The organism is Mesorhizobium sp. CNPSo 4689 (genome assembly GCF_057784325.1).
On the sequence record NZ_JBWLUZ010000022.1, the window covers coordinates 37,282 to 62,258 of the forward strand.

Here is a 24,977-nt window from a genome sequence, read left to right on the forward strand (position 1 = left end):
GATTCCGATCGCCACGGACACTCTCCAGCGGATTTTCGCAACGCCGGATTCGGTTGCCTGGCACTGCGGTGCTTGCCGCTTGCCTCTTGAAGTTCCCGTTGATGACGTGGAAGATTGTCGTGGGAATTCACAGGGAAGCGCGAAAACCCTTGAGGGGCGCGTTTTCATTCGAGCCCGCCCGCTGCCGAATCGGCCAGCTGCCGAGATCGGGGAGCGGAGTTCGAGCCTGGCGAAGGAACCGCAAGAGGGTGGGAGCCGGCATATTGCGCCAGCTCTGCGGAAGTTCAGGGGCGTGACATGACCTGCAGCGAACACAAGAGCGGTGGCCTGAGCGGCATGGCTTTCGGCGAGGCGGTAAAGCTCGACGAGCTTAACTTCGCCGAGATCGTCAAGGGGCTGCCGGCCAAGGCACGCATGGTCCTGTCGGCCGCCATGAACCTGCCGCGCGGCTCGCTCAAGGTCAGGATGCCGGACGGCCGCGCTGTGCTCGTCGGCGGCAAGGCGCCCGGCCCCGACGCCGAACTGGTGCTGAAGAACTGGCGCCTGCCCGGCCGCGCCTTTTCCGGCGGCACGATCGGCGTCGCCGAATCCTACATGGACGGCGATTGGGAAAGCCCTGACGTCACCAGTTTCCTGGAACTGTTCGTGGTCAACTCGGCCATCGGCGAACGTGTCGCCGGCGGCGCCAGCTGGCTGATCAACACCGTCCAGCGCATCCGTCACTGGTTCAACGACAACACCCGCACCGGCTCGAAGCGCAACATTTCGGCGCATTACGATCTCGGCAATGCCTTTTACAAGCAATGGCTGGACCCGAGCATGACCTATTCGTCGGCGCTTTACGCGACCGGCGCCAACGATTTGGAAAGCGCGCAAGCCGCCAAATACCGCGCGCTGGCCAAGGACACCGGCATCGGCAAAAAGGACCATGTGCTCGAAATAGGCTGCGGCTGGGGCGGCTTTGCCGAATTCGCCGCGCGCGAGATCGGCTGCCGCGTCACCGGCCTGACCATCAGCCGCGAGCAGCACGATTTCGCCAGGGCGCGCATCCACAAGGCCGGGCTTGCCGACAAGGTCGACATCAAGCTGCAGGACTATCGCGACGAGATCGGCACCTATGACCGCATTGCCTCGATCGAGATGTTCGAGGCGGTCGGCGAAAAATACTGGCCGGTGTTCTTCGCCAAGATGAAGGCCTGCCTGAGACCCTGCGGCACGGCGGGCCTGCAGATCATCACCATCAACGAGGATGCCTACGACACCTATCGCGCCCGCCCGGACTTCATCCAGCGCTATGTGTTTCCGGGCGGCATGCTGCCGACGCCGTCGATCCTGAAATCGCTGGGGAGAGATCATGGCCTCGCCCATCTGCGCGAGCGCGTCTTCCCGGACGACTATGCCCGCACGCTCGCCGAATGGCGCCAGCGTTTCTGGGGATCCTGGGAAAAGATCGTCCCGCTCGGTTTCGACGACCGCTTCAAGAAGCTCTGGGAATTCTACCTGCACTATTGCGAAGCCGGCTTCCGCGCCAGCTACATCGACGTCCGCCAGGTGGTCTACAAAGCCTGATGCGGCTAGAGCAATTCCAGGAAAAGTGCGTTAGCGGTTTTCCGTCCGGAACTGCGTTAAAACAATAGGATAGAGCGGTTCTGCGTTTCCGTGAAACGGTGAACCGCTCTAGGAGGGCGGTGGTCGCATGAGCACGGATTGCTCATGCGAAGGTGATGAAACCGCGATCGGACGCCGGGCGTTTCCTGCTGTCCGCCGCTCGGCACTGCATCATGTCAAACGAGCGCGGAGCATCCTTGGCAACAGGAGGCTTCCTTGAACCGAACCCAGACCGCCGCCGGGCTGTTGCTTGCCGTGATATCGGCAACCGCAGCTCAGGCGAAATCATCCATCCCCACAGTCACCAACGACCCGTTGGGTGCGAACACGACCGCGACCCTCACACCTGGAATCAGCGACCTCATCAACAACACGCCGACATCGTCCATCCCGGCGATCCATCACCCAAAAGGGATGACGGCCTTGACCGTTCCCAACGATCCGCTGGGCGCTTCCATCGAGCCCGCGTTCCCTGGACCGGTCACCGCTCCCGCGACCGGCTCGCCCTAGACTGGCCGCCGGCTGAGCGCTGCTTCAAAGTGCGATGCGGTATTTGGCAAAACCTGCCTCGCCCTCGGCTGCGGGCTCGATCTTCAGCGACTTCACTTCAGCGATAAAATCCTTCGCCTTGGGTCCGGTCTCGAACACGACGCTGGTTCCAGTCAGCGGCGCGAACGACCAGTTGTCGTCGGCGGATGGGTTTATCGTGCCTTCGCTGATGATGTAGCGCACGATCACGTCGCGGTTGGTGTCCGGCGCCTCATAGATGATCTTCGAGGCATTGATGCCGGGGAAATTGCCACCGCCGCCGGCGCGGTAATTGTTGGTCGCAACGACGAATTTCGCTGCGGGATCAATTGGCTTGCCGTCGAACATCAGATCGACGATGCGGTTCGATCCGGCATTCGCCAGACCACCCTTGGCATCGTATTTCGGCGGCTGTGACAGGTCGATCTTGTAGCTGACGCCGTCGATCACGTCGAAATTGTAGGACGGGAAATCGGTATTGATCAGCGGCTCGTCCGCTTTGCCCGCCTCGATCCGGTTGAAGATGCCGGCCGACATCTCCAGCCATTCCTTGACTTGCGCGCCGGTGATTTCGACGGCTCGCACGGTGTTCGGGTAGAGATAGAGGTCGGCGACATTCTTGATGGCGATGTCGCCCACGGGAACGTCGGTATAGTAGTCGGCGCCGCTGCGCCCACCGGCCTTGAAGGGAGCCGCGGCCGACAGCAACGGCACGTCCTTCCACTGCGTGCTCTTCAATATGTCCTTGAGATACCAGCTCTGCGCCTGGTTGACGATCTGCACCGACGGATCGTCGGCGACTAAAGCGAAATAGGAATAGAGCGGCGCCGACGTCTTGCCGACCGGACGGCGCACATAGGCGAGCGTCGCCTCATGATCCTGCTCCAGCGCCGCGATGATGCGCTTGTCGTCGCTGACTGTCGCCTTGTTCTTGTTGTCGACCCGCTCGTAGATCGGCCGCGCCTCCGACGTCGCCGAAACGACCCGCCATTTCGAGCCGTCGCGCTCCAGCAAAAGATCGATCAGGCCCATATGCGAACCCCAGAACCCGCCCATCACGGCAGGCTTGCCCTGCAGCGTGCCCTTTTCGGTGTCGACGGCCTCGAGCGATTGAAAGTCCTTCTTGCCGGGGAAGACGAGATGCTGGTGGCCGGTGAACACGGCGTCGATACCTTCGACGCCGGCGACGAAGAAGGAAGCGTTTTCCATCATGTCGCCTTGCTTGACATCGATGCCGGAATGCGAAAGCGCAATCACGATGTCGGCGCCCTGCTCCTTGATTTCAGGCACCCAGGCCCTGGCCGCGTCGACGATATCGCGCGTCTTGACGTTGCCTTCGAGGTTTTTCAGATCCCAGACCATGATCTGCGGCGGCACGAAGCCGATGATGCCGATCTTGATCGGCTGTTCGGCGCCGGAGCCATCCTTGATCTTCCTGTCGAGGATCACGTACGGCTTGAGGTAGAGCTTGTCGTCGCGCGGATTGGTGGCGAGCTGGGTGCCGCGGATCAGGTTGGCGCAGACGAACGGGAAATTGGCGCCGGCCAGCACTTTGTCCAGGAACGACAGGCCGTAGTTGAACTCGTGGTTGCCGAGCGTCGAGCATTCGTAACCGAGCAGGTTCATGCCTTTCATGATCGGATGCAGGTCGCCGTCCTGCATGCCCTTCTCATAGGCGATGTAGTCGCCCATCGGGTTGCCCTGCAGCAGGTCGCCATTGTCGATCAGCATCGAGTTGACCGCTTCCTTGCGCACGGCATCGATCAGAGAAGCCGTGCGTGACAGGCCCATCGTGTCGTTTGCTTTGTCGGCGTAGTAATCATAGGGCAGCACGTTCACATGGATGTCGGTCGTCTCCATGATCCTGAGATGCGCCTGGTTGGCCTGAGCGCGGGCTGAGAACGGGTGCAGCATGATCAGCGCCCCGGTTGCGGCGGCGCCCGCCAACAGCGAACGGCGGGAGACAGGGTGAAGCAGTTGGGACATTGTTTTTTCCTGTTTCGACAGTGCGACAAGCCCTACCCCCGAAGCGAAAGCTTCGCCCCGAAATCCGCCTATGTCCATCTGGAATCCAGTCGATCAGCAAAAGGTGACGGGCGGATGAAACGGCCTTCCCACCAGGCAAGGTCAGCCCTTGTCGTCGTCGCCCTGGGTGATCAGCCGCGCACTGCGCTGGCCGGTCGCATAAATCCATAGCCAGCTAAGCGAAACCGCCAGCCGGTTGCGAAAGCCGATCAGGAAATAGATGTGGGCGATGCCCCACAGCCACCAGGCGGGCCGGCCGGTAAGCTTGATCCAGCCGAAATCGATCGCCGCGGCACGCTTGCCGATCGTCGCCAGATCGCCGTCATGCTTGTAGCGGAACGGCCGCGGCGTCGCGTTGCCGGCAAGCCGTGCCTTGATCGTCGCGGCGACATGCCAGCCTGCCTGCTTGGCGGCCGGCGCCACGCCCGGCACCGGCTTACCATCCGGCCGCAACACATGCGCTGCGTCGCCGATGACGAAGATCTCCGGGCTGCCCGGCACCGTCAGGTCGGGCTCGACGAGCACCCTGCCCGCCCGGTCCGCAGCCGCCCCCAGCCATTCGGCGACCGGCGAAGCGGCAACGCCTGCCGCCCACAGGATTGTCCGGGCCGGCAGGACTGTGTCGCCGAAGACGACGCCCTCGGCGTCGCAGCGTGTCACCGCGCGGCCAAGTTCCACCTCGACGCCAAGGCGCTCGAGCGCCTTCCTGGCATAGTCGGAAAGTTCAGGCGCGAAATTGGCAAGGATGCGGTCGCCGGCCTCGATCAGCACCACGCGCGTCTGGCGCGTGTCGATGTTGCGGAACTCGCCGCGCAGCGTGTCGCGCGCGAGCTCGGCAATGGTGCCGGTTCCAGTTCCACGCCGGTCGGCCCGCCACCGACGATCGCCAGCGTCAAAAACGCCTTGCGCTTCTCCGGATCGGTTTCCCGCTCGGCCTGCTCGAAGGCCAGAAGGATGCGCCGCCGAATGGTGGTTGCGTCCTCGAGCGTCTTCAGCCCAGGCGCAAAAGGCTCCCATTCGTCATGGCCGAAATAGGCGTGGCGGGCGCCGGTGGCGAGTACCAGCGTGTCGTAGGCGACCGCGCTGCCGTCGTCGAGCATCACGCGCTTGCCGGCGCGGTCGACGCCACTGACATTGGCGAGCAGCGTCGTCACGTCCTTGCGCTTGCGCAAGAGATGGCGGATCGGCCAGGCAACCTCCGAAGTCGCCAGCGCCGTGGTCGCCACCTGATAGAGCAAGGGCTGGAAAAGATGGTGGTTGCGCTTGTCGATCATGGTGAGGCGCACCGGCACACCTGACAGCGCGCGGGTGAATTCGAGGCCGCCGAACCCCGCGCCGACAACGACGACATGATGGCTGGCTTCGTTCATCTCATTCACCCCCATGAGCGCGTAAATTCACCGGCTTGGATATAGGGATTTTTGTGCACTGCAACAATGCCTAGCCTGCCCGGGAGCCGCCGCTCGATGTCGTGAATGCACATGCCGGCCGGCTCATGCCGGGTATAGCCTCACCGGACTGGATGACGGGGAGTGAAGTGAAGCATGGCTAACGATCGTGACGGCGAAGGTCCGGCGCAGTATTCCTCGCCGCCCTGCTTCATGCACGAACTCGATCCGGAATTCCGCGCTCCTCTCACCGACTGGACCGATGTGCGGCGCTGGCGCAAGGCCGAGCGCGAGCGGCTGATCGCGGCCCGGCTGGCGGTTTCCGCAGACACACGCATGGCGATGTCGCAGCGCATCGCCGAAGGCCTCGACGCCATGATCGGCGACATTGCCGGCCGTCTGGTCAGCCTATACTGGCCGTTTCGCGGCGAGCCGGATTTGCGCCCATGGATGGCGTCCATCAACGAGCGCGGCGGCCGCACGGCGCTGCCCGTCGTGATCGAGAAGGGACAGCCGCTGGTCTTTCGCGCCTATGTCCCTGGCGACCGGCTGGAGAAAGGTGTCTGGAACATCCCGATCCCGGCCGAAGGCGATCCGGTGCTGCCGGACATCGTCATCTCGCCGATCGTCGGCATCGATCCCCAAAACTATCGCCTGGGCTACGGCGGCGGCTTCTTCGACCGCACGCTTGCCGCGATGCCGTTCAAGCCTTTGGTCATCGGCGTCGGCTACGAACTGCAGCGCATCGCCACCATCTACCCGCAACCGCATGACATCCCGATGGACCGGGTGGTGACGGAGGCTTTCAAGGCTAGCTAGGATGTGTTGAGATTCAGGTCAGGCCGAGTCGAAAATGGTGGTTTCCGAGAACCGGAGCGGAGCGTACTTAAAGTACGTGAGCACCGGAAGCGCAGGAAACCAGCATTTGCAGGCCGGCATCACCTGAATATCAATACAGCCTAAGCCATTTCCGGTCTCAGCCCCACTGTCGTCCTGTCGACGATCTCGCGCAGGGCGAAGGATGAATTGATCTTCGTCACATGCGGCATGGCCGACAGCCATTCCTTGTGGATGCGCTCATAGTCGACGAGATCCTTGGCTGCGATGCGCAGGATGTAGTCGTACTCGCCTGACATCAGGTGGCAGGAAAGCACGTTCGGGCAGCGCTTGATCGCGGCTTCGAAATCCGACAGCGTCTTCTCGAATTGCCCCGACAGCGATATATGCACGATCGCCGTCATCTGGTGGCCCAGTGCGGCATTGGAGAGCCGCGCGTGGTAGCCGCGGATGGTTCCGGATTTCTCCAGATTGTCCAGCCGCCGCGAACAGGCCGACTGCGACAGGCCGACCTTCTCGGCAAGCGCGGCGTTGGGTATCCGGCCATCCTTCTGCAAAGTCTCCAGAATGGCGATATCAATCCTGTCGAGCGGCATTCTTCGGGATTCCTTCGAAGATCCTGATATTTAGCGCAACGATTATCGAAACGCGCAGGTCAGCGCAAGCGCATTCGCAAACACCTGCGCAACGATTCGTGGTTCACTCACTTCATACAGGGAACGCGCCCTCAAAAGGGCCGGATCAGGAGAAGAAAATGCGCGTCGGCTGCCCCAAGGAAATCAAGAACCACGAGTACCGCGTCGGCCTGACGCCGGGCTCGGTCCGCGAATATGTCGCGCATGGCCATGAAGTGCTGGTCGAGACCGGCGCCGGTGCCGGTATCGGCGCCGACGATAACGCCTACCGCGCCGCCGGCGCTACAATCGCCAAGACGGCGGCCGACGTGTTCGCCAAGTCGGACATGATCGTCAAGGTCAAGGAGCCGCAACCCAACGAGTGGGTCCAGCTGCGCGACGGCCAGATCCTCTACACCTATCTCCACCTGGCTCCGGATCCGGAGCAGACCAAGGGCCTGCTCGGCTCCGGCGTCACGGCAATCGCCTACGAGACCGTGACCGACGACCGCGGCGGCCTGCCGCTGCTGGCGCCGATGTCGGAAGTCGCCGGCCGCCTGTCGATCCAGGCCGGCGCCACAGCGCTGCAGAAGGCCAATGGCGGCCGCGGCGTGCTGCTCGGCGGCGTGCCCGGCGTTCTGCCCGGCAAGGTCACCGTGCTTGGCGGCGGCGTCGTCGGCCTGCATGCCGCCAGGATGGCGGTCGGCCTTGGCGCGGACGTCACCATCATCGACCGCTCCATCCCGCGCCTGCGCCAGCTCGACGACCTGTTCGCCGGCCGCGTCCATACCCGCTACTCGACCGTCGAGGCGCTGGAAGAAGAATGCTTCTCGGCCGACATCGTCGTCGGCGCCGTGCTGATCCCGGGTGCCGCCGCGCCCAAGCTGGTGACGCGTGAAATGCTCTCCGGCATGCAGAAGGGTTCGGTGCTGGTCGACGTCGCCATCGACCAGGGCGGCTGCTTCGAGACCTCGCACGCCACCACCCATGCCGAGCCGACCTACGAGGTCGACGGCGTCATCCATTACTGCGTCGCCAACATGCCGGGCGCGGTGCCGGTCACCTCGGCGCACGCGCTCAACAACGCCACGCTGCACTATGGCCTGCAGCTCGCCGACAAGGGCTTGAAGGCGCTGGTCGACGACCACCATCTGCGCAATGGCCTCAACGTCCACAAGGGCAAGATCACCAACCGTGCCGTCGCCGAAGCGCTCGGCTACGAACTGGTCGAGCCGAAGGCCGTGCTCGCCGCCTGATACCCGGGCAAAGAATTCCTCCTGTCGCCCGCCGGCTCATCCCGGCGGGTTTTTTCTTTGCGTGGAATTCAAATAACAAAAAAGCGGAGCCAAAGCCCCGCTTCCTCGATGTCGAGATATGCCGCCGGTTCATCCGCGGTCGGCAATCGATCGACGACTACCTTTTAGCGCTCTTATGCGACGGGAGTGCGACAGTCGTCACCATCTTTCGCCCCGCCATGATCAAATACGCCCTGTGTGAAGCACTTCACATTCGGCGTTCGAAAACTATGCCTACACAGGTGTCGTTCCCTGACGGCTCGAGCCGCTCCCAGACGCCGGCGAATACCAAGCTTGCCGGCGGCTTCGGCCACAGCTTCTGTCGCGACTATTTTTCCCAACTGCCCGCCAGACTATCGGCGGGCATCTTTTTGCGCACCGTCAGCCGCGATCGATCCGGCACTGGTAGCAATTGTTGCGCGCCGAGCGGACGTGGACGTAAGCGATGTCGTGGCGCTCGAACAGCGCCTCGGCGCGTGCCGCGATGGCGGTCGTCGGGATGACGCCGCCGCTGCCATAGACGATGCGGTCGTCGCTGCCATAGCCGCGCACGATATAGTCGCTGCTTTCGAGCATATCGGGGAGTGCCTCGGCCTCGTCGGCACGCTCGCATTCCTGCGCATGCAGGAAGATCGGCCCGGTCTCGGCGTAAGGCTGCAGTTCCGGAAACGGCCGGTAGGCCAGGATCAGATAGGCATCGCCGGCGGCGACGTTCTTCAGGCAATGCCGGCACGGCACGCCGTCGCCGTCGGAGATGCTCCGCTCTGGCGTGTGGCCGTAAGCGTCAGGTCCACCGCGCTGCAGGGCTCTCACATCTTCCGTCGGCAGAGCTTTGAACTGGATGGTCATGGCAAAATCTCCGGTGTCGTTGACCGGAAATTATGCTGCCGAGAAACCGCTTCCCACCCGATTCCTGCCAAGGCGGATCAGTCCATCAGCGCATCGAGGCCACGCACCAGCCCGGTGACTTCCTGCACCCGCCGGACAGCAAGCAGCGTACCGGCGACATAGGGCGCTGCGGACGAACCCGCATCATGGCGGATGGTCAGCCGCTCGTCGGGCAGGCCGAACAGCGCCTCGCAGGACAGTATGTAGGACGGCAGACGCGGCGCATGCACCTGCACCCCCCTCGCCCACGCCGACAGCAGCACCGCGTGTTCCCGGCATGCCAGAGACCTCCGACACCGGCCGCGCGGTGGATGCCTTGCGGACATCAGCCAGCGCTTCCGCCAGTTCGCGCGCCGTGCCCGACGGCGCATCCGGCTTCCTGGCGCTGGCATAGTCGATGACCTCGACATCAGGCACATATTTCGCCGCCATCAGCGCAAAACGCTTCATCAGCGTGGCGGTGATCGAAAAATTGCCGGCCGCGATGACGCCGACCCGGTTGGCACGCGCCGCCGCATCGATGTCGGCATAGTCGGCGGCTCCGAGCCCGGACGTGCCGATCACCACATGCCGTCCCTTCTCGATGGCGAGCAGCACGTGGTCCTTCACCACATCCGGCTTGGTGTAATCGACCAGCACGTCGGATGGCGCCTGCAGCGCCTGCGCCAGCGTGGCGGACGCGATCACGCCATTGGCTGGCACGCCAACCAGCAGGCCGGAATCTTGCCCCGCACCGCTGCGCGACACCGCACCGGAGAGCACCATGTCGGCCTGCGCCGCGATCGCCGGCACCAACGCCCTACCGACCCAGCCGGTCGCGCCTGCCAAAACCACCCGTATCGCCATCATCCGATCCTTTCGCCATCACCATTGGCCCCTGGACGATCAGCGTTATGCAAAGAGCCCGGCTCGTTCAAGCCGGGCTCTTTGCAGTATTGCTCCAAAATTCTGGTCAGGCTCAGCGGATGAAATCGTCGAAGCGGCGCAGCGTCACCCGGCGATTGCGCCAGTTCTCGTTCTGCGTCGGCACCAGCAGGAACTCCTCGCCATAACCAACGGTATCCAGCGCACGACCCGGCACGCCGAATTCGCGCACCAGCGTCCGTTTCAGCGAGGCGGCACGCTGTTCGGACAGGATCTGGTTCGACTGGAAGGAACCGACAGCGTCGGTATGGCCTTCGATCAGCACCCGGGCGCGAGGATCGCGGCGCAGGATGCGCTCGAGCGCGTTGGCGATGTTTTCGATCTTGCCGTATTGCGAACTGGAAATGGCGGCCGAGCCGAAGGCGAAATTGATCGACTGGATGTCGATCGAGCGCGCCATGCGCCTGAGATCCGGCCGCCGCTTGAACTCGCGGATGGTGACGCGCTGGTTGGGGCGCAGCTTCACCTTGGGTGGCGCTTCAAGCTGGCGTTCGATCGTCGCGGCGGACGGTGTCGTCGCCTGAGCGGATGCCAGGCTCGGCATGGCAAATGCCGCAATCATCGCCACGGCAAATGTGCGTCGGGTCAGCATGTCTCTTCTCCTTCGGCGCCGCTCTGTGATGGGCGCATTGATGCTGAAGGCACCATGGCAAAGACAGTCTGAAGCGCGGATGAACGGTAGGTTCAGCTTAGGGAGAAGCTAAGGCCGCATGACACTGGCCGAACGCTCGGCGAAGGTCATCGGATGCACGATCTCCTTCTTTTGCGCCACCGGCGCAAAGCCGAGTTTCTGGTAGAGCGGCAGGGCCGCGGGATGGTCGAGCGTGCAGGTCTGCACCGTCACCCGCTTCGGCCCATGCGACCACGCAGCGGCGATCGCCGCGCCCAGGAACCAGCGGCCGATGCCTTGGCCGGTGGCGTGCTCCATCATGCCGAAATAGGCGAGCTCGACTTCTTCCGGCAGATGCGGTTTGAGGTCGAAGAAACCGGCCGGCGCACCGTCGAGATAAAGCACCCTGATGTCGCGGTCTTCGCGATGCAGGCCGGCCGAAAGCTCCTCATCGTTCAGCCTCAGCACGTTGACCCAGTGCCATTTCCGCCCCACCCGATCCATCAAATAGCGGTAGAAATGCAGCGGAATATCCTTGACCTTCAGCAGCGCGATCTGGCGGTTGTACGGCACCGGAGGCGAATAGGCCGGCGGTACATGCATTTCGAGAAACGTCACCGTGACGTCGATGTCTTCCAGCGCTCCGTTTTCCATCGCCGTCATTCCTTGCCCGTCACCACCGGCGTATCGCCAAGCCCGCCCCATTCGGTCCATGAGCCGTCGTAAAGCCTGTTGTCGGTATGGCCAAGCGTCTCCAGCGCCAGCGTGATCGCCGCCGCCGTGATGCCCGAGCCGCACGACGTGACGACCGGCTTCGACAGATCGATGCCGGCATCCTCGATCACCTTGCGCAGGCGATCCCTGGGCAGCAATTCGCCGTTCTCGGCAAGGGCTGCAACCGGGACATTGCGCGCGCCAGGCATATGGCCTGAACGGACGCCGGCACGAGGTTCAGGCTCGGTACCGGCGAAACGGCCGGCGGAGCGCGCGTCGGCGATCTGGCTTTCTCGTTTGTCGACGATGCTGCGCATCTCGGCGAGGCTGACGACACGGCTTGCGTCGAAATCGGCGTGGAAGATGCAAGCTGCGATCTTGGTCTGCTCCGCCGTCACTGGGCGACCCTCCGCCTTCCAGCGGTCGAAGCCGCCGCTCAGGACGTAGACCTGGAACACGCCCATGACCCGGAACATCCACCAGCCGCGTGGGGCCGAAAAATAGCCGGGGCCGTCATAGACCACGATCGTATCGTCGGCCGAAACGCCCATGCTGCCAACATATTGCGCGAAATTCTGCGGCGACGGCAGCGTATGCGGCAGGCCGGACTCCGGGTCCGAGATCGCATCCTGGTCGAGAAACCGTGCACCCGGAATATGCGCCGCCTCATATTCGACGCGCGGGTCGCGCTTCTGCGCTGGCAGGTACCACGAAGCATCGATGATCGTCAGGCCCGGCTCCCCGAGGCGCTGCTGCAGCCAGTCCGCGTCGACGATGAAAGGACTATCCTCGGCCATTCTTTTTCTCCTGCTCGCCTGTGGCGGCACCTGACCTTCAGATCGCCGGCATAGGCCCGAAGCGTATACGGAAGCGCCGGTTCTCGCGGCCTTTCTTTTCGATCTTGCCGATATGGATCTCGCCGACTTCGCCTGTGCTCTTCACATGCGTGCCGCCACAAGGCTGACTGTCGATCGAGGCATTCTCGCCGATGCAGACCAGGCGGATCCTGCCGGTGCCGACGGGCGGCCGCACATTCTTGGATTTCACCAGGCCGGGATTGGCCGCCAGTTCCTCGTCGGTGATCAGCCGGGTGAAGATCGGATGGTCGGCGCGCACCAACTCCATCAGCCCCGCCGTCACGTCCTCCTTGGTGAAACCGGCATCCGGAATGTCAAAGTCGACGCGGCTGTCGTCCTCGGAAACCGCGGCACCCGTGATCGGGTACGGACAGACAACGGTGAGCAAATGGCAGGCGGCATGCATGCGCATCAGAAGGTGCCGTCGCTCCCAGTCAATGGCGAGCTTCAGCCGCTCGCCGATACCGGGAACCGCCTGCTCGGGCGACGGTACATGGATGATCTCGTCCTTGGTCTCGCCGGTGATGGTGGCGGCAACGGCGATGCGGCTGCCGTCGGCGCGCTCCAGCGCACCGGTGTCGCCCGGCTGGCCGCCCGACGTCGCATAGAAGATCGTCCGGTCGAGGATGATGCCACCGCGCTCGTTGATAGCGACGACCGTGGCATCAGTCGTCTTCAGATAGGCGTCGTCGCGAAACAGCGCTTCGGTCTGGTGTGCCATCACGCGACCTTTTCGAACGGCACCGAGATCTTGCTCTGGTCGTCCATCCAGCCCGGCGCCGGCAGTCCTTTCCCGCGCAGGAACTCAGGGTTGAACAGCTTCGACTGGTAGCGCGTGCCGTAGTCGCAAAGGAGGGTGACGATGGTATGGCCGGGACCCAGTTCGCGCGCCAGCCGGATGGCGCCGGCAATGTTGATGCCGGTCGAGCCGCCGACACACAGGCCTTCTTCCTGGATCAGGTCGAAGACGATCGGCAACGCTTCCTCATCCGGAATCTGGAACGAGAAATCCGGCGTGAAGCCTTCGAGGTTGGCGGTGATACGCCCCTGGCCGATGCCTTCGGTGATCGAGCTGCCCTCGGACTTCAATTCGCCACTGGTGTAGAAACTGTAGAGTGCCGCGCCCAGCGGATCGGCGAGCACGATCTTGACGTCGTTGCTTTTGGCCTTCAGCCCCAGGCCAACGCCGGCCAGCGTCCCGCCGGACCCGACAGCCGACACAAAGCCATCGACCTTGCCGCCGGTCTGGGCCCAGATTTCCTGCGCTGTGGTGCGGATATGGCCGTCGCGGTTGGCGACGTTGTCGAACTGGTTGGCCCAGATCGCGCCGTTCGGCTCCGAACGCGCCATCTGCTCGGCCAGGCGCCCCGAGAGCCTCACGTAATTGTTGGGGTTCTTGTAAGGCACTGCCGGCACCTCGATCAGCTCGCCACCGAGCATTTTGATCGTGTCCTTCTTCTCCTGGCTCTGCGTGTCCGGGATGACGATCACGGTGCGATAACCGAGCGCCTTGGCGACCAGCGTCAGGCCGATACCGGTGTTGCCGGCCGTTCCCTCGACGATGACGCCGCCCGGCTTCAGAAGCCCGCGCTGTTCGGCGTCGCGGATGATGAACAGGCCGGCCCGGTCCTTGACCGACTGACCCGGATTCATGAATTCGGCCTTGCCCAGGATCTCGCAACCGGTTGCTTCCGACGCCTTGTTGAGGCGGATCAGGGGCGTGTTGCCAATCGCTTCGATCACAGAACGATGCATGGAGATTCCTTGTGTAGGTGCGGCGAGACCCTAGAAACCCGAAGCTTCGGTTTCAAGGCAAGAATTTGCCTGGACTAGCGGCATTTCGGGCACCGCAATTGCCAGGATGCGTCTCAAAACGGATGTGTTGTCAAAATGTTCATTTCCACATCGCGCGAAAAGCGCTCTTTTCATTCGATTTATCCGCCGCTAGAGCACTATCGACACATTCACAGGGCGCAGCATGACTCTCTATCGGGCCAACCCGAAGCACGGTGTCGCCTGGATCACCGGCGGCAGCAGCGGCATCGGCCGCGCATTGGCCAAGGACCTCGCGGCGCAAGGCTATGCCGTTGCCGTGACCGCACTGGACTGCGATCCGGTCGACACGCTGCTCGTCGAAACGGCGCAGATGCCAGGCCGCGTCACCTCCTTTCCTTGCGACGTCACCGACGAGCAGCGCATGGCAGCGACGGTCGCGGCAATCGAAAAGGATCTCGGCCCGATCGTGCTGGCCGTATTCAACGCGGGGAACTACATCGCCACCCCTGGCGAAGACCTGATCGTACGGGATTTCCGGCGGTCCTTCGAGGTCAACTATTTCGGCATCCTCAACGGCCTGGTGCCCGTCGTCGAACACATGCGCGTGCGTTCGCGCGGCCATGTTGTGCTTGTCGGATCGGTGACGGCTTATTCCGGCTGGCCGACCACCGCCGCCTATGGCGGCACCAAGGCAGCCATCAACATCCTGGCCGAGTCGCTGAAGTACGATTTCGACAAGATGAACATTCGCGTCCAGGTGATTAACCCGGGCTTTGTCGACACGCCGCTGACGGAAAAGAACATGCTGCCGATGCCTGGTCTGATGCCTGTACATCGCGCTTCGCGCCGCATGGCGCGTGGCATCAGATCCGGCGGCTTCGAAGTCACCTTTCCCTACCACATAAGCTGGCCTCTAAAACTGCTCGGTCTGCTGCCGCGGCCGGTCGGGCGCTGGGTGATCGGCCTGACGACCGCCTGGATGGCCCGACCGCTCAATTTCGACCGCAAGCCGCCCGGCGAATAGCGATCGTCAGCGCGGCCGCGTCGTCCACAAGTGGCGGCTGGCCGTCCACTAGTGGCGACCGCGTCGTCCACAGCTCCCCGTTGCCTGTTTGCAGTCGCGCCCATAGGTTGAGAATTATTGCGTGGAGTCTGTTAATGGGGCGGCGGATCGTGCTTGCGGTGTTGGGCCTCGCCGTCGTTCTTGTCATGGCCTTCGTGCTTGGCCCGCGCGTTCCCGTCGACACCACGATCCGCTTCGATCCCAAGGGGATCGGCGACGATCCGCAGGCCTATCTGGCGCGCGAAGAGGCCGCCGTCCCCAATATCCGCGACGGGCTGGAAAAGGAGATCATCTGGGTCGACCCGATGGTTCACGCCAGGACAAAGCTGGCGATCGTCTACATCCATGGGTTTTCGGCGTCGAAGGGCGAGGTCCGTCCGCTGCCCGATGACGTGGCCGACCAGCTCGACGCCAACCTCTTCTACACCCGTCTCACCGGCCATGGTCAGGACAGCGCCGCGATGGCGCAGGGCAGCGTCAATGCCTGGATCAACGACTATGAGGAAGCGCTCGCCATCGGCCGGGCGATCGGCGACAAGGTGATCGTCATTGCCACCTCGACCGGCGGCTCGCTGGCGGCCTGGGCGGCGACGCAGCCGGATGCCTCGGACGGCGTTGCCGCGATCGCATTCATCTCGCCCAACTTTGGCGTCAAGGCTTCCGGTGCCGAGATCCTGACCATGCCGTGGGGCAAGCAGATCGCCGAACTCGTCGGCGGCAAGGAGCGCAGTTTCCCGACGCGCAATGCGTTGCACGAAAAATTCTGGACCTACAAATATCCGATGGCGGCGACGCTGCCGATGGAGGCGCTGGTGGAGCTTGCCTACGGCGCGCCGGTGGAGAAGGCGGCCATCCCGGCTTTGTTCATCTTTTCGGACTCGGACAAAGTGGTGCGGCCCGACCGCACGCGCGAGATCGCCGGACGCTGGGGCGCCGCCCACGAACTGGTGCCGGTCGACGACACCGGCGACCAGGACAACCACGTCATTGCCGGCGACGCGCTGTCGCCATCGACCACGACCTTCCTGGCACAACGCATCGTCGTCTGGGTCAAGGCGCTCACGGAATAGACCCGAAACGAAAAGGGCGACCGAAGCATCGCTTCGATCGCCCTTGTTTTCAATCAGCGGCGATCGGGCCCAGGCTCGACCGCGTCGCCGGTTCAGGCGGCGCGGGTAGCCGGCCGCTTGCCGCCGAAACGGCGCTTGTTGTTGCCCTTGAACGGCTTGCGGCCCTCCGGGCGCTCGCCTTGCGGCTTGGCCACGAAGGGACGATCGCCGGCCGGCTTGTCGCCGAACCGCTTCTTGCCGAAACCGCTGTTGCCGCCCGGCCGCCTGCCGTCGCGACGGCCATTGTGGTCGGCGCGGTCCTTGGCCGGCTCGAAGCGCTCGTTCTTTTCAGCAGGATTGCGCTGCGGATCGGGGCTGCCGAGATGGTCGGCAACGATCGGCAGCTTGCTGCGGATGATGCGCTCGACTTGGCGAAGCTTGCTGTTCTCTGACGGATCGCAAAGCGTGATGGCAATGCCGTCCATGCCGTTGCGGCCGGTGCGGCCGATGCGATGGACATAGCTTTCCGCTTCATCAGGCAGGTCGAAATTCACCACATGGCTGATGCCTGGCACGTCGATGCCGCGCGCGGCGATATCGGTCGCCACCAGAATGCGTACCGAGCCCTCGCGGAAGTCGTTGAGCGCCTTCTGGCGGGCGTTCTGCGACTTGTTGCCGTGGATGACGGCGGCCTTGAAGCCGTCGCGCTCGAGATCCTTGGTCACCCTGTCGGCGCCATGCTTGGTGCGCGAAAAGATGATGACGGACTTCATCGCCTCGTCGGCGAGCATCTTGGACAGCACCTGCCGCTTCTGCTTGGTGCGGGCAAAGACGACGCCCTGCACGATCTCAGCTGCCGCGGTGCTCTGCGGCGAGACCTCGATGCGAACCGGGTTCTTCAATAGGCCCTTGGCCAGTTCGGCGATTTCGTCCGGCATGGTGGCCGAAAACAGCGCCGTCTGGCGATCCGGCGCGGTCGCCTTGGCGATGCGCTTGACGTCGTTGATGAAGCCCATGTCGAGCATGCGGTCGCCTTCGTCGAGCACCAGCCATTTGGTGTCGGACAAAATGAGGTCACCCTCGCGCACCAGGTCGGTCAGACGGCCGGGCGTGGCGATCAGGATGTCGACGCCGGGAGCAACCTTCTTCACCTGGCTGAAGCGGGAGACGCCGCCGAGCACCAGCGCGGTCGAAACATGCGCGCCCTTGGCAAGGATCTTGATGGTGTCCTCGATCTGCACCGCAAGTTCGCGCGTCGGCGCCAGAATCAGCGCACGGGTCGTCTTGGCGCGCCGCTTGGTGCCGAGCGCGATGATCTTCGACAGGATCGGCAGCGCGAAGGCCGCCGTCTTGCCCGAGCCGGTCTGGGCGATGCCGAAAATGTCACGGCCTTCCAGCTGCGGCGGGATTGCCTGGACCTGGATTGGCTTCGGATCGCTGAAGCCCGCGGCATGGGTCGCCTTGAGCAGCGCGCCCGAAATTCCAAGTGCTGCGAAACCGTTCAGTTCCGCGGTGTTTTCATTAGTCAAAATAATCTTCTTTCACGCGGCTCCTGGCCGCAAACATCAATGGCGGCAGGGCGCAACCTGCCGTCGAAAAATCTGTCATGAACGACAAGGCGGGCGGACGGGATCGTCCACTCGGCTGCGCTGTCGTGCCCGCAGGCATCATGCCACGGGGCTTTTTCGCCACCTTGCCGATTTGCCGGAAAGAGGGAAAACAGACGCAACCAGTCTCATTTGTCGAGAAGGCCGGAATGTCCCGGCCCAAGCGCCTATGCCGCTGCATATGGCTGAGTTCGCCCCGGAATGCAAGGGGCGTCATGTTGCAGCGCAGCAAAAACGAGCGCGAAAGCGGCGCTTGCGCTCGCTTGCGGGCATCATTACCACAAATGCAGCTTTCCATTTTGGGGACCGGCGATGAAGGACGTGCTGAAGGAACTCGAGCGCCGCCGCGAGATCGCCCGCATGGGCGGCGGCAAGGCGCGCATCGACGCCCAGCACAAGAAGGGCAAGCTCACCGCCCGCGAGCGCATCGACGTCTTCCTCGACGAAGGCTCGTTCGAGGAGTTCGACATGTATGTCGAGCACCGATCGACCGATTTCGGCATGGAGAAGACCAAGATCGCCGGCGACGGCGTCGTCACCGGCTGGGGCACGGTCAATGGCCGCCCGGTCTATCTCTTCGCCAAGGACTTTACCGTCTTCGGCGGCTCGCTGTCGGAAGCCCATGCCGAGAAGGTGGTCAAGGTGCAGGAGATGGCACTGCGCAACCGCGCGCCGATCATCGGCCTCTACGACGCCGGCGGCGCCCGCATCCAGGAAGGCGTGGCGGCACTTGGCGGTTATGCCGAGATTTTCCAGCGCAACGTTCTGGCCTCCGGCGTCATCCCGCAGATCTCGCTGATCATGGGTCCTTGCGCCGGCGGCGATGTCTATTCACCGGCGATGACCGACTTCATCTTCATGGTACGCGACACATCCTACATGTTCGTCACCGGCCCGGATGTGGTGAAGACCGTCACCAACGAAACGGTGACCGCCGAGAGCCTCGGCGGCGCCAGCGTCCACACGACCAAATCCTCGATCGCCGACGGCGCCTATGACAATGATGTCGAGGCGCTGCTGCAGATGCGCCGGCTGGTCGATCTGCTGCCCGCTTCCAACACGGCAGAGCTTCCCGAGATCGAATGCTACCAGTCGGTGACCGACCACGATCTGTCGCTCGACCGGCTGATCCCCGACAACGCCAACAAGCCTTACGACATCAAGGAACTGATCCTCAAAGTCGCCGACGAGGGCGACTTCTTCGAGATCCAGCAGAGCTTTGCCAAAAACATCGTCACCGGCTTCGGCCGCGTCGAGGGCCGCACGGTCGGCTTCGTCGCCAACCAGCCGATGGTGCTGGCCGGCGTGCTCGATTCCGACGCCAGCCGCAAGGCGGCGCGCTTCGTGCGCTTCTGTGACTGCTTTTCGATCCCGATCGTGACCTTCGTCGATGTTCCCGGCTTCCTGCCAGGTACCGCGCAGGAATATGGCGGGCTGATCAAGCACGGCGCCAAGCTGTTGTTCGCCTATGCCGAAGCGACCGTGCCGAAGATCACCGTCATCACAAGAAAAGCCTATGGCGGCGCCTATGACGTGATGGCCTCGAAGCATCTGCGCGGCGACATGAACTATGCCTGGCCGACAGCGCAGATCGCTGTGATGGGCGCCAGGGGCGCCGTCGAAATCATCTACCGCAAGGATATCGGCGACTCCGAAAAGATCGCAGCCCATACAAAGGCTTACGAGGACCGCTTCCTGTCGCCCTTCGTCGCCGCCGAGCGCGGCTATGTCGACGAGGTGATCATGCCGCACTCGACCCGCCGCCGCATCGCCCGAGCGCTGCGCATGCTGCGCAACAAGGACATGCAGAACCCCTGGAAGAAGCACGACAACATTCCGCTGTGAGGCGCACCGTCGACGCAACCTTCTTCCCACCGAACAGGTAATCACCCATTGAGTCCTATCCTTGTCTTCTGCTTGCCGGCGATCGGCGATTTCGTTCGCTGCCATTCGGCCATTCAGGTCATCGCCGAACGGTTTCCCGGCCATCCCATCGATGTCATCACCTCGCCGCTTGCAGCACCCCTCGCGCGGCTGATGCCTCACGTCAGGAAGGCCTGGGTGCTGGAGAAGCGGCACTTGCAGGCTGGCTTCGGCAAGCGCATGCAGTTGGCCCGCCAGCTTCGCGAGCAGAACTATCGCGCATGCTATCTTCTCTCCAGCAGCACCAAGGCGGCCCTGGTGCCCTGGATGGCGGGCATCCCTGAGCGCATCGGCTATCCGCGCGAACTGCAGTTCGGCATCGTCAACCGGCTGCCGGCCGGCTGGCTGAAGAGCTTGGTGGCTTTCGGCCCGCGCAAGACAAGGCTGTTCGAGCAGGTCTGCGCCATCGCCATGCTGGGTGAGAAGCCGGCCGACGGAATGCGCTTGCCGCCGCCGCGAATGGCGGTTTCGCCCGAGGAGTTGTCGGCTTGGCGCGTCCGGCATGGGATCGACGCGGCAAGGCCGGCGCTGGCGCTCTACACGTCGGATTTCGCCAACTTCCGCTCATGGCCGGCGGAGCGTTTCGTCTCGGTCGCCAGGGATCACGCCAGGCGCGGCTGGTCGATATGGATTGTCGGCGGTCCGCGCGAACGCGAGGCCGCTGCCCAGATCCGGGCAGCGCTTCCGGAGGCGGTGGATTTCACATCGACCCCTGACATCACCGACGCCATGTGCCAGATCGCTGCCTCGACCGTCTTCCTTGGCGTCGATGGCGGCGTCGCGCATGCGGCCGCGGCCTTAGAGGGGCCGTGCGTGCTGATATTCGGATCGAACCGCTCCTACGAAACCGGTCCTGTGAACGACCAGGTCCGGTATGTCGAGCCGCCGATTTCGACGCCAAGCTGGATCGAGCATACGCGAGACATCAGCGAGGAAAGAGTGCTTTCCGCCTTGGCGGACGCTGTGGCGCAAGCGCGCCGTCCGCAAGGCGCCTGACCTGGATATCCGGCGCCCTATTCCTCTTCCGCCGCCCCGAACCCCGCGCCCATGGTGGCGCGCGCCGCACTCGCCCATGGCGTTGCATGGTTGTCGATGCGCATCTGGAAGATGAAATAGGTCGGCGAGCAGAAGCCGATGCCTTTGACCTTGGCCACGCCGGGCGTGTCGGGCGGCAGCGACTGGCACATATAGTCCTCGCGGCAAAAGTGATCGGTCGAGCAGGCCGGACGATTGCCGCGATTGACCGCGCCGCCGAGGCACTGGTCGAAATTGTTGGTCGCCACGCAGGTATCGAACTTTTTCCCGCCGACCAGCCCGCAGATCTCGCTGGGCATCGGCTTGCCCGCCTTGAAAGCGGCAAAGGCGCGATCCTTGTCGTCGCAGCCGCGATAGGCGATGCCGGCCGGCACGCCGATCTTCGGCGGACGGCACGTATAGGCGGTGCGTGAAATATCGGTCGCGAATGCGGCGAACTGCCCAGTGATTTTGTAACGATCGTTGAAAGGCTGCCTCTCATTGCTGGCGATCGAGCCGGTCAGGCATGGATGGCCGGAAAACATGTCCTTGCTGTCCTTGGGCAGCAGGCATTGCGCCAGCTTGGTGCGCACGCCTGAAGCGGTGGCCAGCGGCGTGCAGACGGTGCCGCCGCCGCACTCCCAGATGGCGCCGAAGCGGGCGGCATCCTCCGGCACCAGGCACGGCATCGCCATCTCGGCCGGTGCGTAGTCGACATTGCCTGTATCCGTCCAGGCGGCCGGCGGCGCGAAGGACAGCGGCCGGAACCGGTTCGGCTCCTTGCCGTCTGCCGTGGCGCGCAGCCAGGCCTTGCGGCGCGGTATTTCGGCATGGAGATGCGGCGAGACGCCGACCTCGATGCGATTGAGCGGCGACGTCGTTCTGTCGTCGAGACCGATGAAATGGAAGCCAGCGGTCGAGCCTGCCTGATGGCAGCCCTGGCAGGCGCCATTGTCCAGCCGCTCGACCAGGGCCTCCGGCGTGCGCACCAGCTTGAGCCCGGAATAATCGAGCCCGCCGAAATCCGTTGGCTGGAACAATGGCGTAAACGGGTGGTTGGCCTGCCTGGCGCTGCCGAAAGTCGACCACGAAATGACCTTTTTGGCCAGGAATTCATCGGGGATTTCGTAGACGCCGAGATCGACCACCGCGACGTTGGCGCTGATATAGTCGGCAAGCCTTTTCTTGAGCGCGGCGTCTTCCGTTAGCCGCGCCGCATCCGGCGTGTTTTCCAGCGGCTTCTCGCTGATGGCGGCACCGTCAAAGTCGAATATCCGCATCAGATAGGCAGCCTGGCCGCCGAACTCGGTCTCCTGGCCGGAGGGAAAGCGGACGACTTGTGCATTGAGTTCGAGCTGCTTGAAGCTGAGGCCAGCCTTTTCCAGCGGCCCTCCAACAAGCCAGCCGGCATCGACGCTCTCGTCGAGCTGCGACGTCCAGCGCCCGGCAACGCCAACGCAGCCGCCATCGGCATCCGGCGCGGCACTGTAGACGGCATTGAAATTGAACGGCAGGCGTGAGGCCAGCACCTTGCCGTTCTTCTTGAAGCTGTAGGCAAGCCGGTAGATGAACCGCACTTCGCCACAGCTGCTTTCGCCCTGAACATCAGCGAAGTCGCGCCGGTCGATCCGGTTGATGACGCCGACCAGACGGAAGCGCGCCGCGGCCGTCTTCAGCCAGCGCATGTCCATGATGCGGCCGACATTGCCGTCGGTCACCTCATAGAGCGTCCGCCCGCCAGCCTTCATTTCCGCCCGCAAGGCGGCGACGTCGCCTGCCACCGTGTCGACAATCGCGTGATAGGCCGGCGCCTCGTCATAGAGGGCCTTCAGGTCGTCCTCGCCATCGACGGCGAAAACTCCGGCAAAGCCAAAACCCCTGGCATCGAGGGCGGCGAGAATCGCCGGATCGTCGACCATGCTCACCGGACCCTCGGCGCGCGCCACCTGCGCCATCAAGAGCGCCACAAGAAATCCAAGAAGCAGCGTGAAGCGGTGGGTCATCCAGCGATTCCCTTGCGGCTGCCGATCAACGCGCGCAGCACCGGCACCATGGCAAGCGGCAGGTCCTCGGCGATCAGCCCGGGTCCGACGCGGCTACCCGCCTCGGCATGGATCCACACCGCCGCACAGGCAGCCTCGAAAGGCGGCATGCCCTGCGCCAGCAGTCCGGCGATGATGCCCGCCAGCACATCGCCAGACCCAGCGGTGGCGAGCCAGGGCGCACCATTGCTGTTAATCGCCATCCGGCCATTTGGTGCTGCGATGACCGTGTCGGCGCCCTTGTAGACGATGATGGCATTGGCACGTGCGGCAGCCGTGCGCGCCTTGGTCAGTTTGGAGAGCGCGTTGTCGCCTGCAATGTCCGGGAAGAGCCGACCGAATTCGCCCTCATGCGGCGTCATCACCAGCGCCGGGGCTTTTGGCTGACGCGCCGCTTCGAACAGCGTATCCGGCTCATCGCGAAATGAGGTGATGCCGTCGGCATCAAGCACCAGCCCGTCGATCGAGCCGGCGGCACCTTGCCGTCCGGCACCCAGCATCGCCAAGGCAAAAACCCGGGTCTTGTCACCAACTCCGAAACCGGGACCGAGGACGAAGGCCGATGGTCGCCGATCGCCGATGAAATCGTGCACGTCCTCGACCGTATCGGCCTTGCGCAGCATGATCGAGGTGAGGTGCGCGGCGTTGACCTGCATGGCGTTCGCCGGCGACAGCACCGTCACCGCCCCTGCGCCGCTTCTGGCAGCGGCAAGCGCCGACAGCCGCGCAGCACCCGTCGCCGATGGCCCGCCGGAAAAGACACCGGCATGGCCGCGTCTGTATTTGTGTGCATCGACCGCCGGCACGGGAAGCGTGTCCAGCCAAAGCGCCGGCACGTTCTCGAAGGCCTGCGTCTTGAGTTGCGCAATGATCTCGGCCCCGATGCCGATGTCGGCAAGCACGACCTCACCGCACCGCTCGCACCCCGGCAGCAGCAGATGGCCGGGCTTCTTGCGCGCGAAGGTAACGGTGGCGTCGGCACGGAACGCCTGCCCCAGTATGTTGCCGCTTTCGCCGGAAACGCCGGAGGGCAGGTCGACGGCGACAACAGGCAGGTTCAGCGTCGTGACGATTTCGACTGCCCGGGCTGCATCGCCCGACAGTGGCTTGGACAGCCCTGCCCCGTAGAGCGCATCAACCACGACCGCGTTCTTCTCGGCGCTGAATGCCGACAGCGGCCGGGGCGCGACCGGGCATTCGGCGGCGGCTATCGCCGCATCGCTGCCCGCCCTGGGCGGACCGGACGCCCACAACCGGATATCGACGCCGCTGTCATGCAGCACGCCGGCAACGACATAGCCGTCGCCGCCATTGTTGCCGGGACCGCACAGCACGTGCACACGTGCCGCGGCCGGATAGCGCGTCAGCACAACCGCGGCCACCGCTTCGCCGGCACGGCGCATAAGGCCGAAGCCATCCAGCGGGCCGGCGGCGATCGCCAGCCGGTCGGCTTCGCCCATTTCGGCCGGAAACAGAAGTTCGTTGCTCATGGATTGCCGTCCGCATTTCAATCGAGCATTGTCCAGTTTTCAGTCTGACGCAAACGCCGATAGGCGGATTGCGAGAGCGAAAGCAGCGTTGGAGGAACGAAGCGCCGCGCAAACTGCCCGCAAAATATACGGATTGCCTAAATATTGGGCGGACAAGCGCAACCGTTGTGACTAGGCTTTGGGAGTCCATGCCGCATCCAATGCCGCGAATGACGCGGATGTGCATCCCGGTGCGGCATGGTGTTGAAATCGCGTGATACCGCTTCGTTTCAGCCGAAATTGGCACAGTTCGTGCTTGAAGGAGGCGCAAGCGGGGCTCACAACCCGTCTTTTTGGCAGTGGAGGCCATTTTTTACATGAAAAAGATCGAAGCGATCATCAAGCCGTTCAAGCTAGACGAAGTGAAGGAAGCGCTTCAGGAGGCCGGGCTGCAAGGCATCACCGTCACCGAGGCCAAGGGCTTCGGCCGGCAGAAGGGCCATACCGAACTTTACCGCGGCGCGGAATATGTCGTCGATTTCCTGCCCAAGGTGAAGATCGAGGTTGTGCTCGGCGACGACGCGGTCGAAGGCGCGATCGAAGCCATCCGCAAGGCGGCGCAGACCGGCCGTATCGGCGACGGCAAGATCTTCGTCTCCAACATCGAGGAAGTCGTTCGTATCCGCACCGGTGAAACGGGTATGGACGCCGTCTGAGCTTTCTGATTTCAGTTTCCTCGAACCGTC

At 63.6% G+C, this 24,977-nt stretch carries 23 protein-coding genes and 1 pseudogene; 9 read left to right on the plus strand and 15 right to left on the minus strand.

Annotated elements, in window-relative coordinates; genetic code table 11:
• Window positions 1-297 precede the first annotated feature (297 nt).
• Together AC04SI_RS23250 and AC04SI_RS23255 are read left to right on the plus strand one after the other, a co-directional pair.
• On the plus strand, window positions 298-1,569 hold the full coding sequence (locus AC04SI_RS23250; RefSeq protein ID WP_404282653.1) for a class I SAM-dependent methyltransferase: 1,272 nt from the start codon (window positions 298-300) through the stop codon (window positions 1,567-1,569).
• 255 nt (window positions 1,570-1,824) lie between these two features.
• Complete coding sequence (locus tag AC04SI_RS23255; protein ID WP_404282651.1) at window positions 1,825-2,118, plus strand: hypothetical protein; 294 nt, start codon at window positions 1,825-1,827, stop codon at window positions 2,116-2,118.
• Between the two features lie 24 nt (window positions 2,119-2,142).
• Here the strand turns inward: AC04SI_RS23255 and AC04SI_RS23260 are convergent, their stop codons facing one another.
• Window positions 2,143-4,122, minus strand: a complete 1,980-nt coding sequence (locus tag AC04SI_RS23260; RefSeq protein WP_404282649.1) for a bifunctional 2',3'-cyclic-nucleotide 2'-phosphodiesterase/3'-nucleotidase — start codon at window positions 4,120-4,122, stop codon at window positions 2,143-2,145.
• Between the two features lie 141 nt (window positions 4,123-4,263).
• Window positions 4,264-5,531: pseudogene (locus AC04SI_RS23265) on the minus strand (NAD(P)/FAD-dependent oxidoreductase).
• A 174-nt stretch (window positions 5,532-5,705) separates the two neighbouring features.
• Between AC04SI_RS23265 and AC04SI_RS23270 the strand changes: the two are divergent.
• Window positions 5,706-6,368, plus strand: a complete 663-nt coding sequence (locus AC04SI_RS23270; RefSeq protein WP_404282644.1) for a 5-formyltetrahydrofolate cyclo-ligase — start codon at window positions 5,706-5,708, stop codon at window positions 6,366-6,368.
• Between the two features lie 140 nt (window positions 6,369-6,508).
• On the opposite strand, the gene AC04SI_RS23275 is transcribed toward AC04SI_RS23270, so the two are convergent.
• Window positions 6,509-6,982 (minus strand): Lrp/AsnC family transcriptional regulator, encoded by a 474-nt coding sequence (locus tag AC04SI_RS23275; protein ID WP_006205413.1) that lies wholly within the window; start codon window positions 6,980-6,982, stop codon window positions 6,509-6,511.
• A 158-nt stretch (window positions 6,983-7,140) separates the two neighbouring features.
• Here AC04SI_RS23275 and ald point away from each other — a divergent pair, with 158 nt between their 5' ends.
• Entirely contained in the window at window positions 7,141-8,256 is a 1,116-nt protein-coding gene (ald, locus tag AC04SI_RS23280) for an alanine dehydrogenase (RefSeq protein WP_404282641.1), read from the plus strand.
• Window positions 8,257-8,676: 420 nt separating this feature from the next.
• On the opposite strand, the gene AC04SI_RS23285 is transcribed toward ald, so the two are convergent.
• The 8 genes from AC04SI_RS23285 to AC04SI_RS23320 form a co-directional block, all read right to left on the minus strand.
• Window positions 8,677-9,144, minus strand: coding sequence for a DUF1203 domain-containing protein (locus AC04SI_RS23285; protein ID WP_488474954.1), 468 nt, complete (start codon window positions 9,142-9,144; stop codon window positions 8,677-8,679).
• Between the two features lie 77 nt (window positions 9,145-9,221).
• A complete protein-coding gene (locus tag AC04SI_RS23290; RefSeq protein WP_488474955.1) occupies window positions 9,222-9,413 on the minus strand; it encodes a hypothetical protein in 192 nt (63 codons plus the stop codon).
• On the minus strand, window positions 9,328-10,029 hold the full coding sequence (gene dapB / locus AC04SI_RS23295; protein ID WP_404282636.1) for a 4-hydroxy-tetrahydrodipicolinate reductase: 702 nt from the start codon (window positions 10,027-10,029) through the stop codon (window positions 9,328-9,330). Before dapB ends, AC04SI_RS23290 begins: the two co-directional genes overlap by 86 nt.
• 112 nt (window positions 10,030-10,141) lie before the next feature.
• Window positions 10,142-10,699 (minus strand): OmpA family protein, encoded by a 558-nt coding sequence (locus tag AC04SI_RS23300; RefSeq protein ID WP_404282634.1) that lies wholly within the window; start codon window positions 10,697-10,699, stop codon window positions 10,142-10,144.
• Window positions 10,700-10,807: 108 nt separating this feature from the next.
• Window positions 10,808-11,371, minus strand: coding sequence for a GNAT family N-acetyltransferase (locus AC04SI_RS23305; protein WP_404282632.1), 564 nt, complete (start codon window positions 11,369-11,371; stop codon window positions 10,808-10,810).
• Between the two features lie 5 nt (window positions 11,372-11,376).
• Window positions 11,377-12,228, minus strand: coding sequence for a 3-mercaptopyruvate sulfurtransferase (sseA, locus tag AC04SI_RS23310; RefSeq protein WP_404282630.1), 852 nt, complete (start codon window positions 12,226-12,228; stop codon window positions 11,377-11,379).
• A 37-nt stretch (window positions 12,229-12,265) separates the two neighbouring features.
• Window positions 12,266-13,009 (minus strand): alanyl-tRNA editing protein, encoded by a 744-nt coding sequence (locus AC04SI_RS23315; RefSeq protein WP_404282629.1) that lies wholly within the window; start codon window positions 13,007-13,009, stop codon window positions 12,266-12,268.
• Window positions 13,009-14,043 carry a cysteine synthase A gene (locus AC04SI_RS23320; RefSeq protein ID WP_488474956.1) on the minus strand — a complete coding sequence of 345 codons (1,035 nt, stop codon included), beginning with the start codon at window positions 14,041-14,043 and terminating at the stop codon, window positions 13,009-13,011. Before AC04SI_RS23320 ends, AC04SI_RS23315 begins: the two co-directional genes overlap by 1 nt.
• A 223-nt stretch (window positions 14,044-14,266) precedes the next feature.
• Between AC04SI_RS23320 and AC04SI_RS23325 the strand changes: the two genes are divergently transcribed.
• Both AC04SI_RS23325 and AC04SI_RS23330 read left to right on the plus strand, forming a co-directional pair.
• Entirely contained in the window at window positions 14,267-15,088 is an 822-nt protein-coding gene (locus AC04SI_RS23325) for an SDR family oxidoreductase (RefSeq protein WP_192181192.1), read from the plus strand.
• A 134-nt stretch (window positions 15,089-15,222) separates the two neighbouring features.
• The gene (locus AC04SI_RS23330; protein WP_404282626.1) at window positions 15,223-16,197 is read left to right on the plus strand and encodes an alpha/beta hydrolase; all 975 of its coding nucleotides are present in this window, start codon (window positions 15,223-15,225) and stop codon (window positions 16,195-16,197) included.
• A 92-nt stretch (window positions 16,198-16,289) separates the two neighbouring features.
• Here the strand turns inward: AC04SI_RS23330 and AC04SI_RS23335 are convergent, their stop codons facing one another.
• Both AC04SI_RS23335 and AC04SI_RS23340 read right to left on the minus strand, forming a co-directional pair.
• Window positions 16,290-17,705 (minus strand): DEAD/DEAH box helicase, encoded by a 1,416-nt coding sequence (locus tag AC04SI_RS23335; RefSeq protein WP_404282624.1) that lies wholly within the window; start codon window positions 17,703-17,705, stop codon window positions 16,290-16,292.
• The gene (locus AC04SI_RS23340; protein ID WP_404282622.1) at window positions 17,698-18,081 is read right to left on the minus strand and encodes a hypothetical protein; all 384 of its coding nucleotides are present in this window, start codon (window positions 18,079-18,081) and stop codon (window positions 17,698-17,700) included. The genes AC04SI_RS23335 and AC04SI_RS23340 overlap by 8 nt, the downstream gene beginning before the upstream one ends.
• A 14-nt stretch (window positions 18,082-18,095) precedes the next feature.
• Between AC04SI_RS23340 and AC04SI_RS23345 the strand changes: the two genes are divergently transcribed.
• Together AC04SI_RS23345 and waaF are read left to right on the plus strand one after the other, a co-directional pair.
• The gene (locus AC04SI_RS23345) at window positions 18,096-19,628 is read left to right on the plus strand and encodes an acyl-CoA carboxylase subunit beta (protein ID WP_006205426.1); all 1,533 of its coding nucleotides are present in this window, start codon (window positions 18,096-18,098) and stop codon (window positions 19,626-19,628) included.
• 48 nt (window positions 19,629-19,676) lie between these two features.
• Window positions 19,677-20,702, plus strand: coding sequence for a lipopolysaccharide heptosyltransferase II (waaF, locus tag AC04SI_RS23350; protein WP_404282620.1), 1,026 nt, complete (start codon window positions 19,677-19,679; stop codon window positions 20,700-20,702).
• Between the two features lie 17 nt (window positions 20,703-20,719).
• On the opposite strand, the gene AC04SI_RS23355 is transcribed toward waaF, so the two are convergent.
• Together AC04SI_RS23355 and AC04SI_RS23360 are read right to left on the minus strand one after the other, a co-directional pair.
• Window positions 20,720-22,723 (minus strand): hypothetical protein, encoded by a 2,004-nt coding sequence (locus AC04SI_RS23355; RefSeq protein ID WP_488474957.1) that lies wholly within the window; start codon window positions 22,721-22,723, stop codon window positions 20,720-20,722.
• A complete protein-coding gene (locus AC04SI_RS23360; protein WP_404282614.1) occupies window positions 22,720-24,252 on the minus strand; it encodes an NAD(P)H-hydrate dehydratase in 1,533 nt (510 codons plus the stop codon). Before AC04SI_RS23360 ends, AC04SI_RS23355 begins: the two co-directional genes overlap by 4 nt.
• Before the next feature lie 356 nt (window positions 24,253-24,608).
• Between AC04SI_RS23360 and AC04SI_RS23365 the strand changes: the two genes are divergently transcribed.
• Entirely contained in the window at window positions 24,609-24,947 is a 339-nt protein-coding gene (locus AC04SI_RS23365) for a P-II family nitrogen regulator (protein WP_006205430.1), read from the plus strand.
• Window positions 24,948-24,977 lie beyond the last annotated feature (30 nt).

Bases quoted from the DNA above. Each gene is read 5' to 3' on its own strand.
- AC04SI_RS23300 (WP_404282634.1), bottom strand. From the start codon at position 10,699: ATGCTGACCCGACGCACATTTGCCGTGGCGATGATTGCGGCATTTGCC.
- AC04SI_RS23250 (WP_404282653.1), top strand. From the start codon at position 298: ATGACCTGCAGCGAACACAAGAGCGGTGGCCTGAGCGGCATGGCTTTC.
- ald (WP_404282641.1), top strand. From the start codon at position 7,141: ATGCGCGTCGGCTGCCCCAAGGAAATCAAGAACCACGAGTACCGCGTC.
- AC04SI_RS23320 (WP_488474956.1), bottom strand. From the start codon at position 14,043: ATGCATCGTTCTGTGATCGAAGCGATTGGCAACACGCCCCTGATCCGC.
- AC04SI_RS23355 (WP_488474957.1), bottom strand. From the start codon at position 22,723: ATGACCCACCGCTTCACGCTGCTTCTTGGATTTCTTGTGGCGCTCTTG.
- AC04SI_RS23330 (WP_404282626.1), top strand. From the start codon at position 15,223: ATGGGGCGGCGGATCGTGCTTGCGGTGTTGGGCCTCGCCGTCGTTCTT.
- AC04SI_RS23325 (WP_192181192.1), top strand. From the start codon at position 14,267: ATGACTCTCTATCGGGCCAACCCGAAGCACGGTGTCGCCTGGATCACC.
- AC04SI_RS23365 (WP_006205430.1), top strand. From the start codon at position 24,609: ATGAAAAAGATCGAAGCGATCATCAAGCCGTTCAAGCTAGACGAAGTG.
- AC04SI_RS23315 (WP_404282629.1), bottom strand. From the start codon at position 13,009: ATGGCACACCAGACCGAAGCGCTGTTTCGCGACGACGCCTATCTGAAG.
- AC04SI_RS23275 (WP_006205413.1), bottom strand. From the start codon at position 6,982: ATGCCGCTCGACAGGATTGATATCGCCATTCTGGAGACTTTGCAGAAG.
- AC04SI_RS23285 (WP_488474954.1), bottom strand. From the start codon at position 9,144: ATGACCATCCAGTTCAAAGCTCTGCCGACGGAAGATGTGAGAGCCCTG.
- AC04SI_RS23360 (WP_404282614.1), bottom strand. From the start codon at position 24,252: ATGAGCAACGAACTTCTGTTTCCGGCCGAAATGGGCGAAGCCGACCGG.
- sseA (WP_404282630.1), bottom strand. From the start codon at position 12,228: ATGGCCGAGGATAGTCCTTTCATCGTCGACGCGGACTGGCTGCAGCAG.
- AC04SI_RS23340 (WP_404282622.1), bottom strand. From the start codon at position 18,081: ATGGAAAGCTGCATTTGTGGTAATGATGCCCGCAAGCGAGCGCAAGCG.
- AC04SI_RS23345 (WP_006205426.1), top strand. From the start codon at position 18,096: ATGAAGGACGTGCTGAAGGAACTCGAGCGCCGCCGCGAGATCGCCCGC.
- dapB (WP_404282636.1), bottom strand. From the start codon at position 10,029: ATGGCGATACGGGTGGTTTTGGCAGGCGCGACCGGCTGGGTCGGTAGG.
- AC04SI_RS23260 (WP_404282649.1), bottom strand. From the start codon at position 4,122: ATGTCCCAACTGCTTCACCCTGTCTCCCGCCGTTCGCTGTTGGCGGGC.
- AC04SI_RS23270 (WP_404282644.1), top strand. From the start codon at position 5,706: ATGGCTAACGATCGTGACGGCGAAGGTCCGGCGCAGTATTCCTCGCCG.
- AC04SI_RS23305 (WP_404282632.1), bottom strand. From the start codon at position 11,371: ATGGAAAACGGAGCGCTGGAAGACATCGACGTCACGGTGACGTTTCTC.